We start from the raw sequence: 13,968 nt of genomic DNA on the forward strand, positions 1-13,968 counted from the left end.
CTTAAACGCGCCAGACCCCACCTAAAGAGGGTGGATCTGACGCGTTTTCCAGGTTATATGAAGCTACTTGATTTTCTGGCGGCGCTCCAGGGCTTCGCGCCAGGTCGTGAGGATAATCCCTTCCTTCTCGATGTACTTGCGCAGCTCCGGATCGATCATCGCCAGCAGGTCGCCCTCCCGCGTGGGGCCCGAGTCGGAGATATGCGGAAATACCTCCGTAGGCTGGGTGCAGTGCATGATCACCATCGTCAGGCCCGGTTTCAGGTTTTTGAGCCCTTCAATGTATAGTTCTGTTTTGTAGCGTTGCAAGTCTTTTTTAGAGTAATTTTTCTTAGTTGGGCCTTTCCAGCCGTAGCTGGCGTTGTGCAGGTCATCGAGTACGGGCAGACCCGAGGCCCACAGCTGCTGGCCAATTTTGCGGGTCATGTCCAGCATTTCCGGCGACATTTTTTCATCAACCTGGATGGCGGTGTTATGTCCACCGGGAAACATCACCGGAATTTTCTCCTGCATTCCTACCTTCACGTAGCGCTCGATGAAAGCGGGGGTGGCAAACAAAGTACCCATGTGCGAGTCCAGGTGGGTAGGTTCAAAGCCCATGGTGCGGGCGCGGTCAATCTGAGCCCGGATCTCGCGCTCCACGTCGTCGGGAGTCCCATTTTTTACTACATCTTTTACGCTGGGCCACAGGGCTCCCTCGGCGTCTACTAGGCTTTTTACGGCGGGTTTTCCGGCCAGCGGGCCCCAGCGGTAATCTTTCCACTCGGAGGTGAGCGTCAGGTGCAGGCCGGCGTCCAGGCCGGGATTTTGCTTCATGTAGTGCACAAAGCCCGGTACCCAGCCGCAGGGCATCATGATACTAAACGAAGTAGCTACGCCCTCGGTAAGGGCTTTGATGGTACCCAGGTTCGACTCGTAGGACATCCCCACGTCGTCGATGTGCATGATCACTACCTTTTTGTCCTTGGGGTAGCCTAGCTGCTCGGCAAAGGTCCTCGCCGGGGTTTGGGCCCAGGCCGGGGACAGCAAGGCAAACAGAGTAAGTACCCCCAACATACGATTCATCATAAAAAAGGAATGGATTAATAATACAAATAGAACTTCAAAGTGATACAATTTCTTATCATTTTACCGCGCTAAGGTACTACGGTTTACCTGGTAAATCGGGCTACCGCTTACTCAGGAAAAATCCTTCACCGGTATAGATATCACCGTTTTTGCTGGCACTCTGCAAAACCAGGCGCAGCGCGTAGGGTGGTTGGCGGTGGTCGAAGTACAGGGCCGTTGGTTCTACCTGGTAAGAGGTACTTCCGTAGGTTTTTTGGAGTTCCGAGAGCCGGGCGGCCAGGTCCCAGCTTACCACGAGCTTATTGCCGTCGAAGACGTTGATCCGGCGGCCTTTTTCGGTAGTGGTCACGCTCCAGTTGTCGCGCTCGAGGCGCTGCTCGTTGTACCAGCGAAAGCGCCACAGCGACGTGAAGTCCTTAATATCAAGTGTATATAGCTCGTCCCGTTCCAGAGCGGACGAAAAATGGAAATTTTGGCTTAGGGCGCTGGGTAGGGTTTGTACCTTCATGGCCCTTACGAGCTTTTGCTCCATGGCGCTGGTTATAGCGCGGTCGCCGGTGGGCAACTGATCAAAATATGGCCGCAAGATTTCGCTTTCGCCCCGCTTGCCAAAGTACCTGACAATGGAAAGTAGCTGCTCGTAGTCTTGAGAGGGTACTTTGGCCGAGCCGGTGAGCTTCTGCTGATCATTGAGGAGCTGATGCTTAGACAATAGCGTTTCAAAGCGCTGCGCCTGGTTGCGCCGGGATACCGAAAAAACGCTCCACGGACCCACGGCTATCCCTACGCTGATGATACAGAGCGTGAGCGGAATCCAGCGGATGTCGTCGCGTTGGCTGATCAAGAAATACAGCGTAATGCCCAGCAGCCAGAAGGCCAGCGTAGCTACCAGGTAGCGGTTTTCGGTGATGCCGTAGTCGTGGATTCTCCGAAAAATACCCACAAAAAACAGCACGATCAGCGGCAGCAGAGCCAGGTGAAATCGCCGCGAAAAAAGTCGTATCCAGCGCTCGCCGGGCGCGTCGCGCAGGGGGTAGATCAGCAGCAGCGCCAGAATACCCGCCACCGAAAAGGCCAGCACCAGGTAGGCTACGCCGCCCTGCGGAAGCTGCCAGTTGACGAGGATCTTGCCGCTATACACGTACAGAATGAGCAGGTACACCACCTCCAGCGGCAGCAGCACGTACTGCGTAAATACTTTAAGCCCTTTGTTGTGGCCCGTCTGCTGCTCGAGGGTATCCAGCCGCGGCGGTAGCCCGCTGAGAAAAACCAGGGTATGAAAGAAATTAAAGATCAAAATGAACAGGTCGAGCTCAATGGCAAAGGGGTAGTTTACATCAAAAAGAAACCGGATGGTTTCGACCGCCACCAGCAAGCCCAGGTAGAGCGTCCCGGCGTAGAGCGTAGCCGTGAGCGATTGCAGCAGCAGGGCTTTGTTAAATTGCCAAAAGCCATTCGGCTCGTCGTAACCCACAAAGGGCGCAAACGACACCAGCAAATGTGCGCCCGCCATAAACAGCCCGAAGCGGTAGTAGTCGCGCTGGATGGGTACTTCACTGAGCGTGAAGAAGAACAGCAGCAGCAGGCCCGCCAAGGTACCTAGTGCTGCCAGTCGAAGGGGTACTTGCCACTGACGCCGCTCGGCAACGAGCTGAGCGCTGAGAGTAAGCGGCAAAGCCAGAAAAAAGACCAGGGCCAGCCGGGTGAGGAAGGGGTGCTCGGCCGTATCCTGGCGGGAGGTTTCGGCTAGCATGATCAGTACTGACACCTTGCCCAAAGCCACCACAATGACCCACGGAAAGCGCCGAAAAATCATTCTCAGAGCATCGGTAAGTGTTTGTACGGAAGGCAGTCGAAGCATAGCGGTCGGTGTTGGTGCGCGAAGGTAGCCAATCAACGATTTGAAAAGTACATTTCTTGTTTCTTTTCACTCCTTTTCGTTTCCAAACAATAGGCCGAAAAGTTAGGCGTTATTGTCGCAATACACCCCGTAACGTACCCCTTTATGACCTACCGCCGCCCGGTCCTGTCGCTGGCTTTGTTCTTGACCGTTTCGCTCGCCGAAGCCCAACAAGTAGGCCTTAGCCGCCTTTTCTATCCCAACGTCACGCTACGTGCCGACTACTACGTACCTTCACGGATGTCAGGAAGCGACGAATTTGGCCTCACGCGCACGAGTTTCTTCGGCATGGTGCCAGTACAAAGTGAGGTACAGGCGGGCTTTAGCCTGCGGAAGAAGCTCGACCTGCGGGCCGTGCACACGGTACTGATCGGCCAGTTTTCGCAGCTACAACCCACGGTAGCGGGCGTGAATACCCCCGACAACGGCTACAAGACCGTTTCGATGGGGGCCATTCGTTTGCAGGCCAGTATCAAGGATAAGTTCTGGGTGTACGGCGGCGGGCTGGGCATCACCGAGTCCAACGAGACCTTTTTTACGCCGCAGCCTTTTCTGTGGGGCGGGGCCGCCCGGATGCGGGTCTTTGGCCTGCAGTCGCAGATCATGTATGGGTCCATCATCGCTTACAATCAAAAACTTCGGGTCATTCCCATTTTGGGGGTCAACAAGCGCCTCAACCGCCACTGGCGGGCTACGGCTTTGCTTCCCTTCATGGCCGATGTCAATTACAAGGTCAACAACTGGTTTAACCTCGACATGATGGCGGGCGTGAACGGCTACAGCGGTGGTTTTCAACTCCAGACGGCCGAGGAAAAACTACTGCGCCGCCAAAACTACCAGCACATCAAGCTCGGTATCGCGGCCAACGCCCACCTTTTTACCGTACTGAACGTCTCGCTGGAAGCCGGTATGACGGGCTTCCGCACGCTGCGGACCTTCAATTCGGCCCGCGAAAACCTCACGTCCTACTCGCCGAATCCTACACCCTACGTCGGAGCCAGCGTGCGCTACATTACCAGTCGCTCGAGTCTTACCTCCCGCTTTACCAAAAAAATGGGTATTGGCGACAAGGGCATCAACTGGTAGGTACTTTGCCTGGGATAAAGTACCTTGCCGTTATTGGATGAAACCAAGAATCGTCCTTTTTTTTGCGGACTATTGAGCCAATGGAAAACAAAGGTACTTTCAAGGGGTACTTTGTGACAATTGATTTATAAAATTTTATATTATTGAAATTATAGTTTGATAAATTTTGAATTAAAGATAATATAATCTAGTATTCAAAATTATATTTCGTTTCACTCTTTCGAGAAGACTTGTTTTTGTACTTCTTTTCGTAGCAATTTTGCACCATCAAAATGATGACTAAATACAGCTATGAAAAAACAAACACTCCTTCTTTGCGCGGCCCTGATGGCCCTATTGACTAGTACCTTTTCCTACGCCCACAACCACGGATCGACACCCAAGAGCGTAACCGTGCGGGTGATTTCACTACCTACCAACCGGATGGTCGTTACTACGCAAATGGTCTCGACCGAAGCCGTCACCATCGAGCTCCTGGACGAAACCGGACGCCCGCTGCACTTCCAAAAAGTAAGAAAACAACCGGCCTTCGCGCAGTCGTATAACCTGAGCCGCCTGCCTGACGGCAAGTACCTGGTGCGGGTTTCTAACGCCGACTACCACTACACCATTCCTGTACAAGTGACGAAAGGCGTAGCGGAAGTAAAGAAAAATGAGGCCGAGGAAATTCAGCGCCCTCAGGTGCAGGTTGCCAACGGCAAAGTGGACGTATGGAGCCGGGTACCGGTGTCCTCGTCGGTAGCCGTAAAAATCTTTGATGCCCAGCAGAACCTGCTTTTCTCGGAAGTAGCTACGGTGGAAAATGGTATTTTCAGCCAGCGCTACAACCTCAGCGACCTGGAGCAGGGCGCCTACGTACTCACCCTCACGACCCGCGAGCAAACCTTCACCGAAGAGTTGCAACTGACGCGCTAAGAAGGTACTTCATCATCAACGCCCCCGGACGGAGCCTCTCCAGCAGAGACTTCGTCCGGTTTTTTTTATCGAGGGGTACTTTAAGGTACTTATTCAAAGAGCAGCGTGATGAGCTCGGCCACGCAGGCGGGCTTGTCGCTGCCTTCCAGCTCAAAGGTAGCCAGGGCCGTGGCCCGGATGCCCGCAGGTACCTGCTCCTCCACCTCGGTCAGGATCAGGTGCAAGCGTACCCGGCTGCCCGCCGGGACGGGGGCCGTAAAACGTACCTTGTTGGCCCCGTAGTTGACGCCCATCTTCACCGACTCGATGCGGTAGAGTTCGGCCATGAGCTTGGGGGCGAGCGAGAGCGTGAGAAAGCCGTGCGCGATGGTGGTTTTAAAGGGCGAGTAGCGCGCCGCTTTTTCCGGGTCCACGTGAATCCACTGGTGGTCGCCGGTGGCCTGGGCGAAGGCGTTGATTTGCTCCTGGGAGATAGTCACCCACGGGCTGACGCCAATTTCCTGACCCAGCTGGGCCTGAAAGTCGGCAAGGGTTGAAAATGTTTTCATACAAAAAACACGGCTATTGAATGGTAAACAAGAGTTGGCAAGTACCCGGATTGATGCTTAGTCCACGACCACAATGGCTTTGCCCACGACCTGGCGCTCCAGCATGGCGCGCAGGGCCAGCGGTGCTTCGGCCAGCGGGTAGGTACCATGAAGATGCGGCCGAAGCTTTCCCTGCGCAATCCAGGTGAGCAGTTCCTGAAAGTTCTGGAGGTTTTCCTGGGGTTCTTTTTGGGCAAAAGTACCCCAAAACACGCCGATCAGCTGAGCCCCTTTTAGCAAAATGAGATTGAGCGGAATCTTAGGGATTTCGCCTGCCGCGAACCCTACTACCAGGTACCTGCCCTTCCAGGCGATGGACCGCAGAGCAGGCTCCGTATAGAGATCTCCCACGGGATCGTACACCACATCCACGCCCCGGCCGCTGGTAATTTCCTTGAGGCGCTCACGCAGGTCTTCGCTGGCGTAGTTGATCGTCTCGCTGGCTCCCAGGCTACGGCATACGGCCAGTTTTTCGTCCGTGGAGGCGGCCGCGATTACCCGTGCGCCCATCAGTACCCCCAGCTGCAGGGCGGCCAGCCCCACGCCTCCGGCGGCGCCCAACACCAGCAGCGTTTCGCCCGGCTGGAGCTGGGCGCGGTTTTTCAGGGCGTGGTAGGAAGTACCGTAGGTGTACATGAGGCCCGCGGCCGTCACGAAATCCAGGCCCGGTGGCATGGGGAGCGTGGTGGCGGCATCGGCCACCACTTGCTCGGCAAAACCGCCCCAGCCCGTCAGGGAAAGTACCCGGTCGCCCGGCTTAAGGTACTTGACGCCTTCGCCTACCTCCCGTACCAGGCCAGCCACTTCGCCACCGGGCGAGAAGGGCAGCGGGGGGTTGAACTGGTACTTGTTCTGGATCAGGAGCGTGTCAGGAAAATTAACCCCACAGGCTTTGACGTCAATCAGGACCTGATGGGCCTCCGGGCGGGGCGAGGGTACTTCTTCCAAAATGAGGTCCTCCGGCGGTCCGAAGGTTTTGCACAAAATAGCTTTCATGGATAAGGGTTTTTAGGTAGTGTACGTATAAAAAAAGGAAAAGTACCCTGGTTTAGAGCCTGCCGCGCTCCAGGGCGCGCTCGGCCGTGGACGAGAGCGACTGGATTCCCAGCAGAAGCCCCGCAAAGCGCTTGTCCTGCGTGAGGCCCTTCTTCCAGCGGGCGTAGATCTGCTGCATCACCACCGAATTCTTGAAGAGGCCAAATACGTAGTAGTACAGGATGGCCGATAAGTCGCGGCCACTGCGCTCGGCGTAGCGGTCGGCAAATGCCTGGCGGGTGAGGTTGCCCGGCAGCCAGGTGAGGTTAAAACTTTTCTCAAAGGGGCCATCACCCGCCTCGGCCCAGTAGGAGAGCGCGGTACCTACGTCCATGAGGGGATCACCCACGGTACACATTTCCCAGTCGAGGACGGCCCGGAGGTCGGTGAGGTCGGCGGGGTTCAGGACCAGGTTATCGTACTTGTAGTCGTTGTGCAGCAGGGTAGGGGTGTTTTCGGCGGGCATGGCTTTCACAAGCCACTGGTACAGCCGCTCAATGGCGGGGAGGTCGTCGGTTTGGGCGGCCTGGTAGCGCTGGTACCAGCCCTCTACCTGCCGCCGCACGTAGCCTTCGGGTTTGCCTAATTGCAGAAGCCCCGTTTGGTGCAGGTCTAGGCTATGCAAGGCCACCAAGTTGTCGACCAGCGCTTCCGACGCTCCGCGCAGCTGCGCGGGCGATAAGCCCAAGGTCGGAGCCGTGGCCGCCCGCAGAATGAGGCCCGGTACCCGTTCCATGAGGTAGAAGGGCGCGCCGAGTACATGTACATCGTCACAGAAAAGTACCGGGCGGGGTACTTGGGCATAGCCCGCTTGCTGTAGCAGCGTAAGTACCCTATACTCCCGCCCCATGTCGTGGCCACGGCGGATGTGCTCGGCCCCAAAGGGCGGGCGGCGCAGCACGTACCCGCGTTGGTCTTGGGTTTGAAGAAAGTACGTCAGGTTGGAGTAGCCGCCCGGGAACTGCTGCACCGCCACGATGGGCGGTACTTCTGCCTCTGCCAGGTACTTGTTGAGGGCCGTCAGGTTAATTTCTTCACCGGGCCGGACGGGAGCGGCAGTGTCTAAGGGTAGTTGGGTCATAGGTCGTTTTACTTCGTTCGCCGCACATCTAATCCGTAGCCCTTCAGGATGCTTCGCGCCAGGGCCGCTTTATGTACCTCGTCGGCGCCGTCGTAGATGCGGGCGGCCCGCTCGTGGGCGTACCAGTACGCCAGTACCGTGTCGTTGGTGAGGCCCAGCGCGCCGTGGGTCTGGATGGCGCGGTCGAGCACGCGTAGCATCATATTGGCCGTAAAAAACTTGATCGTGGAAATGGCGTCACGGGTGGCGGCCGCACCCTGCTCGTCGATCTGGCGGGCGGTGCGCAGTACCAGCAGGCGAGCGGCGTCGATCTCGGCCCGGCTTTCGGCAATAAAACCCTGGATCAGTTGCTGGTCACCCAGGTAGGTACCTTCGCTTAGCTCCCTTTGGGCGGCGTAGCGGCACATCAGATCGAAGCTGCGCTCGGCGATGCCGATAAAGCGCATGCAATGGTGAATACGGCCCGGACCAAGACGCTCCTGCGCCAACAAAAATCCGGCTCCTTCGGTACCGATGAGGTGCGTTTGGGGTACCCGTACGTTCTCGTAGCGCAGCTCGGCGTGGCTGGCCCAGCCGTCGCCCGCGTGGCCCATGATTGGGATGTTGCGCACCAGCGTGACGCCCGGCGTATCCAGTGGCACCAGGATCTGGCTGGCGCGCCGGTGCGGGGCGGCCTCAGGGTTGGTGACGGCCATCACGATGGCGAAAGCAGCGCCGTCGGCCGAGCTCGTAAACCACTTATGCCCGTTGATGACGTACTCATCACCTTCTTTCACGGCCGTAGTACCCAGCCGGGTGGGATTAGAGCCCGCAAATTCCGGCTCGGTCATGCTGAAGCAGCTGCGGATCTGCCCCGCCATGAGCGGCTGGAGGTACTTTTGCCGCAGCGGCTCCGGCGCGTAGCGGTGTAGCAGCTCCACGTTGCCGATGTCGGGAGCCTGAGTATTGAAGGCGTAGTGGCCAAAGGGGGTAGTAGCCAGTACTTCACTAATTTGCCCAAACTCACAGAGTGTCAGGTTCTGGCCGCCGTCGGCTTCGGGCAGGTGTAGTCCCCAGAGCCCCGCCTTTTGCACGAGCTGCCGCTTTTCCTGTAGAATAGGCTCCACCTGAGAGAAGTTTCCCGTCAGGTACTTGGCCGTCTCCAATGGATAGAGTTCTTTTTCGAGAAATTCTTGAATGCGGGGAATCAGCGTTTGGGTACGCTCGGTGGCAAAAAGGGTTTCCATAAGAAGCGGCTACTGTTATGCTTGCATACGATATGCAAAACCAAAAATAGTACCTTTTTGGTAAATAGTAGCCTTTATGGGGTGCAGAATCAAACTTGCCTAATTAGAATCTCATCTACAAATGTTTGATCGCGTTATCCGCCTTCCTTAGTTTTTAAGCTTTTCAATTTGAGTTACCGTCAAACCCGTGAACTCGCTAATCACTTCCGTAGGTACTCCCTTTTGTAGCATATTTCGGGCTACTTCTACTATTCCCTCGGCTTTTCCCTTTTCCATTCCTTCCATGAGGCCATCTTCCCTTCCCTCTTCCCAAGCCGTGTCCAGCGAATTTTTCAAGTCACGGTAGTACTTCAGACTGTCCTCGTAGGAGCGCACCTGCTCGGGCGTGAAGCGCGCAATCTCGGCCGTCTCGAAGAGCTTCTCAAATATCTGCTCCCGCAGCCGGTCCGGAATGCGGTCCAGTCGGTTGAGGTTGCGCAGTACGTAGAGCCACTTCTCAAAGCGATTTTCCAGCTCCTCGACGCTCTTGTTGAACTTGGGCATCTCCAGGTAGATGAACGTCAATTTATCGTAGAAGACCTGCTTGCTCTGCTGGTCGGTGAGCTTGACGTCGTAGCGGTACTTCTGGGGCTGGGCCTTGTCCTCCTCAAACACAAAATCCAGGATGGCTACGGTGTAGACGGCCTGGAGTTCATAATTCCAGTCAGCCCTTTTAGCCTGCTCCCGAATGGGGAAGGTCGAATAGTAGACCGTGCGGTCCTTGAAGAAGTTCTGCTTGGTTTTTTGCAGCTCGACAATAAACTTTTCGCCTCGTTCATTTTCACAGTATATATCGAAGATGGCCTTGCGGTCGGTTTCGGAGGTACTTAGGTTTTCGTTTTTAAGGTAGGTTAGGGTGGTGATGGTCCCTTGTTCTTCACGTAGGAGCTCGTTGAGGAAGTCGCGCAGCAGGTCTTTATTGGGTTCTTCGCCGAAGAGGCGCTTAAAGCCGTAGTCAGTAAAAGGATTGATGTATTTCTCCGCGAATTCTGCCATAGTATGCTCTCGTTTGAAGCAAAGATACATTTTTTAGCTCCATCTATGTAGGAGTAGTCAATCCATTTACCAACTGGAGGTACTTCGTTTTCGTAAAAATGCTGACCTTTGCGGGCAAACCATCGAGGAAGCATGACCCTTCATCACGTTTTTGATTCTTTTAATAGCCTGCGCGTATTGGTGGTGGGCGACGTAATGCTCGACTCCTACGTGTGGGGAAAGGTAGAGCGGATTTCTCCCGAAGCGCCCGTGCCCGTAGTGAACGTAGACCGGCGCGAGTACCGTCTCGGCGGGGCGGGCAACGTGCTGCTCAACGTACAGGCGCTGGGGGCCGAGGCCTGTCTCTGCACGGTGATCGGTACCGACGGACCGGGCGATTTGCTGGAGAGCCAGCTTACCGAGCGGGGGCTGAGCTGCGAGGGGGTACTTCGGAGCCCGGCGCGCATGACCACCATCAAGGAGCGCATCATTGCGGGCTCGCAGCAGGTGGTCCGGATCGACACCGAGACCGACCGGCCCATTTCGGACCAAGAGCGCGCGCAGCTGGTCGCCAAGGCTAAGGAGTTAATTCCCACTTGCCAGGTTGTTATTTTTGAAGATTACGACAAAGGGGTACTTAGCCCCGAGGCCATCGCCGAGATTACGGCCTTTGCCAATGCGCACCAGGTACCTACCGTCGTGGATCCTAAGAAGCGCAACTTCCTGGCCTACCAGCATACTACCCTTTTTAAACCCAACCTCAAAGAGCTGCGCGAAGGATTGAAGGTCGATTTCGACGTGGACAAGCCCGAAGAGCTGCGGGCGGTCGTACAGCAGCTCAAAGACACGCTTCGGGTCAGCGGGGCGCTGATCACGCTGTCGGAGCGGGGGGTACTTATTGACCTGGACGGGGAGGTACATCACCTACCGGCGCACATCCGGCGTATTGCCGACGTGTCGGGGGCGGGCGATACCGTCATCAGCATTGCGGCTTGCTGCGTAGCGCTGGGGCTACCGCCGCGTACCATTGCGGGCATCGCCAACCTGGGCGGCGGACTGGTCTGTGAGCGGGTGGGGGTAGTGCCCATTGATAAAGAGCAACTTAAGGCCGAAGCCCTGAAAGAGCCCTGGGAGCTACCCGACCGCCTGCGGCCGCCGGGTAGCTGAAGGTACCTATTTTCCCCACTTGGCTATGAGCGCATCGAAAAGCTCCTGCAAAAAGAGCGTGCGCTTCCCAGCCCCGCCTTGGCCGATGGCGTGCTCACCTACCTGCACAATGGGCATAACCCACTTGGTAGTACTGGTGGTAAAGGCTTCGTCGGCGTGCAGCAGCTCGTCGTACAGCACTGGGCGTACCTGCACCTCAAAATGCGGCGCGGCCAGCTCCATGACCGTCCGGCGCGTAATGCCGTGCAGCACGTGGCGGTCGGGCGTGATGAGGGTGTCACCTTTAAAAAGGAACACGTTGCTGCGCGTGAGCTCGCTGATCTCGCCTTTTTTATGGAAAAGTAAATCAGCCGCCTGCTGGCGCTTCATTTCGTCGGCCATCAGTACCATATGGACGTAGTTGGTGCTTTTGATTTCCGGCAAATCGCGCACATACTCGTAGGGAAGTACCTTGATGCCTTGAAGGCGACCGGCGGGGTTATCCACCGGAAGCGGCTCCGTCCGGATCAGGAAGTTGGGCTGCACCACCTGCACACTGTCCGGCGCGTAGCCGCCCGTGAGCACAAACCGAAAGGCCACCTCCGCCTGGCCCGATAGCTGGTGGAGCTCCGTCAGGATGGCGGCCGTTTCGGCCTGGCTGAGTGGAAGGGGTAGTTTGAGCAGCCGCGCCGAGTTGGCAAAGCGCTGCCAGTAATCGTCCCAGCGGAAAGGTACCCCGTTGTAGGTCCGGAAGTAGTCGAACAGGGCGTAGCCGCGCAGCAGGCCCAGGTCGTTGCTTTGGAACAGGGGCGTATCCAGCGGAGCTATCTGGCCGTTGAAATAGAGGTGGTAAGACATGCGATCGTTTGGTTTTTTACGGAAAAATCGAGTATTCGGGGGGCCTGGCAAAGTACCCGCTCAGGTACTTCCAATGGGGCTTCAGGGCTTTTTGTGGCGGAGCATCCATTCATAAATGTCGTAGGTACCCTGTTGTTCGTAGAGCCACTGGATATAGTGCCCTTCGTTTTTCAGGGTGGTGAGCCGGATGTTACCCTGGCATTGGCGGAGCGCGGCTACTTTGCTTTGCGTTTCGGCCACCAAAGGTACCTGCTCGTCGTTGGTGCCGTGGAAGGTCCAAATGGGCACGTGGCGAAGGCTACAAAGCCGGGTGGTGTCGCTGTTCCAGGCGCACAAAGGTACCAGGGCGGCAAAACGATCCGGATAGTCCTTGGCCACGTCAAAAGTACCCCCGCCGCCCATGCTGATGCCGGTGAGGTAAACGCGGCTGGTATCGACGGGGTACTTGGCGATCAATTCTTCATAGAGCGGCTCAAGCCAGTTGTCGGTAGACCACAGTTTCCCCGCCGGGCACTGGGGTGATGCAATGATGAACTCAAAGTCGCGGCCCTGTTCGATCAGGTACGGCAAGCCGTAGGTTTTGAGCTTGGTAAGATCTTGTCCCCGTTGGGAGCTTCCGTGCAGGTAGATGATCAAGGGGTACTTCTGGCCCGGCTTTGTTTCTTTTTTAGGTACGTATAGCAGGTACTTGTAAGCGGCCTTTTCCTTGCTTTGGGCGGATGCAAACCAGGGCGCGGCGAACAGAAGAAAAAGAAGGCAGCAATAATAAATAGTATTTTTCATGGAAACAAAAGGTGCTTAGGATTAGCCGAGGGCCTGTGGTTCAAATATAGCATAAAAGCCGTATTCCTAAGCTACCGGCCTCAAGCGCGCGCCGTAGCCCTTACTCAGGAGCAGTTTGTATCTTCTTTTTTCGATGCAATTCTGCTACTTTGCACACCTTTGTAAAAAAATGAAGGGCCATTTTTAAAACCCTTCCTTTCTACAAGCAGTTGATAAGAGCCGAAATTACCCTACGAATGAGTACACCCGAACAATGGCTGCAAGCCCTACAGACCGATATTGACCAAAATGCCTACGGCGCCTATCCGGCCGAATTGTACGAGCCCATCCGCTACATCATGTCGCTCAGCGGAAAGCGCCTGCGGCCCCTGATGACCCTCATGGCGGCCTCGCTTTACACCGACGATTGGTCCAAAGCCCTCAAACCCGCCCAGGCTGTGGAGGTATTTCACAACTTCACGCTGATGCACGACGACATCATGGACTGCGCCCCGCTGCGGCGGGGGAAGCCCACGGTACACGCCCGCTGGAATACCAACACGGCCATTCTTTCCGGCGACGTGATGCTTATCAAAGCCTACGACCTGCTGCTGACCGTGGATAGCAACCGCCTGCGCTCAATCCTGGTTCGCTTTAACCAAACGGCCACGGAAGTGTGCGAAGGCCAGCAGCTGGACATGAATTTTGAAACCCGCTGGGACGTGTCGGAAGAAGAGTACCTCAACATGATTCGGCTCAAAACGTCCGTACTGTTGGGCTTTGCCCTGGAGCTGGGGGGGATGGTCGGTGGGGCGGACGAGGACGCCACGCGGCTACTTTTTGAAGCGGGGGTGAGTATGGGAATCGGCTTCCAACTCAAAGATGACCTACTGGACGTTTACGGCGACCCGGCCAAGTTTGGCAAGCAGGTAGGTGGCGACATCATGGCCAACAAAAAAACCTTTCTGCTCATCGAAGCGCTGGAGCGCGCTCGCGGAAAGGCCCGCGCCGACCTGGACTACTGGCTGGCGGCAGACACCTTCGATAAGGAGGAGAAGGTTCAGGCCGTGACGGCCATCTACGACGCACTCGGGATTCGCACGCTCACGGAGCAAAAAATCGACGAGTACTTTTCGCGCGGGTTTGACTGCCTGGGGCGCGTAGCCGCGGACCCCACCCGCAAAGCACCGTTGCTGGGTTTTGTGCGCCAGCTCGTGGAGCGCGAGCAATAAACCCGCCAAATTGGGACGAAAAAAAATAAAAACGTTTCTTTGTAGGTACTCCGCGGGG

General features: G+C 56.3%; 13 protein-coding genes. 4 read left to right on the plus strand and 9 right to left on the minus strand.

The genetic code is table 11. The annotated features are described in order from the left end of the window. Positions 1-63 precede the first annotated feature (63 nt). Positions 64-1,068, minus strand: coding sequence for a polysaccharide deacetylase family protein (locus tag HNQ92_RS14170; RefSeq protein WP_343063001.1), 1,005 nt, complete (start codon positions 1,066-1,068; stop codon positions 64-66). Positions 1,069-1,168: 100 nt separating this feature from the next. Then, a complete protein-coding gene (locus HNQ92_RS14175) occupies positions 1,169-2,884 on the minus strand; it encodes a DUF4153 domain-containing protein (protein ID WP_184174714.1) in 1,716 nt (571 codons plus the stop codon). A gap of 189 nt (positions 2,885-3,073) precedes the next feature. Between HNQ92_RS14175 and HNQ92_RS14180 the strand changes: the two genes are divergently transcribed. Both HNQ92_RS14180 and HNQ92_RS14185 read left to right on the plus strand, forming a co-directional pair. After that, positions 3,074-4,054 carry a DUF6268 family outer membrane beta-barrel protein gene (locus HNQ92_RS14180; RefSeq protein ID WP_184174715.1) on the plus strand — a complete coding sequence of 327 codons (981 nt, stop codon included), beginning with the start codon at positions 3,074-3,076 and terminating at the stop codon, positions 4,052-4,054. A gap of 291 nt (positions 4,055-4,345) precedes the next feature. After that, on the plus strand, positions 4,346-4,969 hold the full coding sequence (locus tag HNQ92_RS14185) for a T9SS type A sorting domain-containing protein (protein ID WP_184174716.1): 624 nt from the start codon (positions 4,346-4,348) through the stop codon (positions 4,967-4,969). An 89-nt stretch (positions 4,970-5,058) separates the two neighbouring features. Here the strand turns inward: HNQ92_RS14185 and HNQ92_RS28650 are convergent, their stop codons facing one another. From HNQ92_RS28650 to HNQ92_RS14210, 5 genes are all read right to left on the minus strand, one after another. After that, positions 5,059-5,517, minus strand: coding sequence for a MaoC family dehydratase (locus HNQ92_RS28650; protein ID WP_184174717.1), 459 nt, complete (start codon positions 5,515-5,517; stop codon positions 5,059-5,061). 57 nt (positions 5,518-5,574) lie between these two features. Continuing rightward, a complete protein-coding gene (locus HNQ92_RS14195) occupies positions 5,575-6,552 on the minus strand; it encodes an NADPH:quinone oxidoreductase family protein (RefSeq protein ID WP_184174718.1) in 978 nt (325 codons plus the stop codon). 52 nt (positions 6,553-6,604) lie between these two features. Further along, on the minus strand, positions 6,605-7,672 hold the full coding sequence (locus tag HNQ92_RS14200) for a phosphotransferase family protein (RefSeq protein WP_184174719.1): 1,068 nt from the start codon (positions 7,670-7,672) through the stop codon (positions 6,605-6,607). Between the two features lie 8 nt (positions 7,673-7,680). Then, positions 7,681-8,898 carry an acyl-CoA dehydrogenase family protein gene (locus tag HNQ92_RS14205; protein WP_184174720.1) on the minus strand — a complete coding sequence of 406 codons (1,218 nt, stop codon included), beginning with the start codon at positions 8,896-8,898 and terminating at the stop codon, positions 7,681-7,683. Between the two features lie 147 nt (positions 8,899-9,045). Then, on the minus strand, positions 9,046-9,933 hold the full coding sequence (locus HNQ92_RS14210; protein ID WP_184174721.1) for an Rpn family recombination-promoting nuclease/putative transposase: 888 nt from the start codon (positions 9,931-9,933) through the stop codon (positions 9,046-9,048). Positions 9,934-10,065: 132 nt separating this feature from the next. Here HNQ92_RS14210 and HNQ92_RS14215 point away from each other — a divergent pair, with 132 nt between their 5' ends. Then, on the plus strand, positions 10,066-11,079 hold the full coding sequence (locus HNQ92_RS14215) for a bifunctional heptose 7-phosphate kinase/heptose 1-phosphate adenyltransferase (protein WP_184174722.1): 1,014 nt from the start codon (positions 10,066-10,068) through the stop codon (positions 11,077-11,079). A 6-nt stretch (positions 11,080-11,085) separates the two neighbouring features. Here the strand turns inward: HNQ92_RS14215 and HNQ92_RS14220 are convergent, their stop codons facing one another. Together HNQ92_RS14220 and HNQ92_RS14225 are read right to left on the minus strand one after the other, a co-directional pair. Then, entirely contained in the window at positions 11,086-11,916 is an 831-nt protein-coding gene (locus HNQ92_RS14220; protein WP_184174723.1) for an aminotransferase class IV, read from the minus strand. 81 nt (positions 11,917-11,997) lie between these two features. Continuing rightward, a complete protein-coding gene (locus tag HNQ92_RS14225; RefSeq protein ID WP_184174724.1) occupies positions 11,998-12,699 on the minus strand; it encodes a carboxylesterase family protein in 702 nt (233 codons plus the stop codon). A 236-nt stretch (positions 12,700-12,935) separates the two neighbouring features. Between HNQ92_RS14225 and HNQ92_RS14230 the strand changes: the two genes are divergently transcribed. Further along, positions 12,936-13,910: a polyprenyl synthetase family protein gene (locus HNQ92_RS14230; protein ID WP_184174725.1), complete on the plus strand. Its 975-nt coding sequence runs from the start codon at positions 12,936-12,938 to the stop codon at positions 13,908-13,910. Positions 13,911-13,968: the final 58 nt, after the last annotated feature.

This window comes from Rhabdobacter roseus, assembly GCF_014202275.1.
Classification (GTDB): Bacteria; Bacteroidota; Bacteroidia; order Cytophagales; family Spirosomataceae; genus Rhabdobacter; species Rhabdobacter roseus.